At 70.9% G+C, this 794-nt stretch carries 1 protein-coding gene; it reads right to left on the reverse strand.

What is annotated here, in order from left to right; genetic code table 11:
- Window positions 1-4 precede the first annotated feature (4 nt).
- Window positions 5-794, reverse strand: a 790-nt coding sequence (locus tag DW645_RS10025; protein WP_199576457.1) for a transposase, incomplete at its 5' end; no start/stop codon positions are given.

The following is a 794-nucleotide window of genomic DNA, read 5'->3' on the forward strand; positions in this document are numbered from 1 at the left end:
GCTCCTATTTGGCAAGGTGTTTTTTAGAATCCATTTTGCGCTCGGCCTCGAAGGCTTGCCTGTCCCAATCGAGCGGAAGTCCGGCCTCGACCCATGCCTCGTAGGCCCTCCTTATGGGCTTGAGCTCCCTTTGGCCCCTCTCCAGCATCGAGATGTACTTCTCGCTGGTGCCCAGTATGGACGCCGCCCTCACCTGGCTGACCTTCGCCGCGCGCCTGGCCGCCACGAGCTCCGAGGCGTCCTCGGGCCTCCTGATCTCGTGCGGGCGCATCAGCGCCCGGTACGCCTCCCTGGCCACGTAGCGCTTGAGGCACCTCATGACCTCCCTGTCGCTCTTTCCCCGCCCCCTGGCCCTCTCGGCGTACTCGGCGGTCTCGGGGTCGCGCATGACCCTCTGCCTCGCGATCTCGTGCAGCGCGCTGTTCGCCTGCCGGTCGCCGCCCCTGTTGAGCCTGTGCCTCACGGTCTTGCCGCTCGAGGCGGGGATGGGGCAGGCGCCGCATATCGCCGCGAACGACGCCTCGGAGCGCAGCCTGCCCGGGTTGTCCCCGGCCGCGACCGCGAGCTTGGCCGCGCTCACGGGCCCGCACCCGTACATCGCCAGCAGCGCGGGGCAGTTCTCCTCCAGGGACGCCTCGATCGCGCGCTCCATGTCGAGCGCCGCGTCGCGCGCCGCCGCCCACAGGTCCGCCAGCGCGCCGAGCGCGGCGCCCAGCGCGCCCTCGGCGCGCACGGAGGGGAGCTCCTCCATCAGCCTCGGCCCCGCCATCCCGCGGAACCTCGACCTGAGCCCC

This window comes from Collinsella sp. AM23-17, from assembly GCF_003470945.1.
GTDB classification, from domain to species: Bacteria; Actinomycetota; Coriobacteriia; order Coriobacteriales; family Coriobacteriaceae; genus Collinsella; species Collinsella aerofaciens_O.